Source organism: Erythrobacter epiphyticus, from assembly GCF_034653295.1.
Classification (GTDB): Bacteria; Pseudomonadota; Alphaproteobacteria; order Sphingomonadales; family Sphingomonadaceae; genus Erythrobacter.
This window is the reverse complement of the sequence record NZ_JAYEEU010000031.1, coordinates 1-1,060: the sequence shown is the minus strand read 5'-3', so window position 1 is coordinate 1,060 and position 1,060 is coordinate 1. Positions and strand designations below refer to the sequence as shown.

Below are 1,060 nucleotides of genomic sequence, written 5' to 3'. Positions count from 1 at the left end.
GTCCACTACCAGGAAAAGTTCTCGGCTGCCGGGCGCATCCCCGGCGGCTTCTTCAAGCGTGAACGCGGCGCGACCGAAAAGGAAACGCTCACCAGCCGGTTGATTGACCGTCCGATCCGTCCGCTCTTCCCCGAAGGCTTCTACAACGAGATCAACGTGATCGCGCAGGTCCTGTCGTTCGACGGCGAGACCGAAGCCGATATCGTCGCTATGATCGCGGCTTCGGCTGCACTCACCATCTCGGGCGTGCCCTTCATGGGCCCGATCGGCGCCGCGCGCGTCGGTTACGTCGATGGCGAATACACGCTCAACCCGAAGCAGGACAAGGCACTCTCCGAAGGCCGTCTCGACCTCGTGGTCGCCGCGACCCAGAACGCAGTGATGATGGTCGAATCCGAAGCCAAGGAACTGATCAAGCCGGATCAGCGGATTGGTCGCCGGAGACTTGCGATTGCGGAAACGCCGTTGCAGCGCATCGCGCGCCGCGGCGGGATCGCCCCCCTCGCCCAGCCCGACCAGATCGCCGATCCGCTTGAGCCCGAGCCGCCGCAGAACGGTGATGACATCTCCATCAAGCCGCAGCGCCGCAACCGGCAGATCGCCAAGCAGGCGCATGGGATCATCGCCGGGAGCGAGAATGGCGGGTTGCGCCCGCGAATGGGCGGCGAAATGCGCGAGCGCCCACGCGGCCCCGGCGGTCGGGGCCAGCGCCGCGCGCGCCGCAAAGCCGCGCTGACCGAAGGCCGCGGCGAGATCGGCGAGCAAGCGCGCTTCGCCGCCGAACAGGTGGCTTGCGCCGGTGGTATCAACCAGCAGGCCATCGGGCGGGTCGAGCGCGCTCCACGGTCCCCAGCGCTGCGCCCACAGCGCCAGCTTTTCGAGGCACGCCAGATCGCCCGCCGGATCAGAAGGAACGGCGGCCAGTGCGGGGCACAGCGCGCGCGCATCGGCGAGGCGCATCCCCGCGGCTGCGCCCGCCGCCCGCGCTGCCGGGTTGACCGCATCAATGCGCGGGCCGTGGGCCGTATCGCTGATCAGCGCGAGCGGGGCAGCATCCGCC

2 pseudogenes are annotated in these 1,060 nt (G+C 69.0%); one reads left to right on the top strand and one right to left on the bottom strand.

The window, feature by feature from the left end:
- Positions 1-411 (top strand): annotated as a pseudogene (locus SOQ14_RS14335) (polyribonucleotide nucleotidyltransferase); the annotation flags it as partial.
- A 327-nt stretch (positions 412-738) separates the two neighbouring features.
- Here SOQ14_RS14335 and SOQ14_RS14330 read toward each other — a convergent pair.
- Positions 739-1,008, bottom strand: a pseudogene (locus SOQ14_RS14330) (Y-family DNA polymerase); the annotation flags it as partial.
- Between the last annotated feature and the right edge of the window lie 52 nt (positions 1,009-1,060).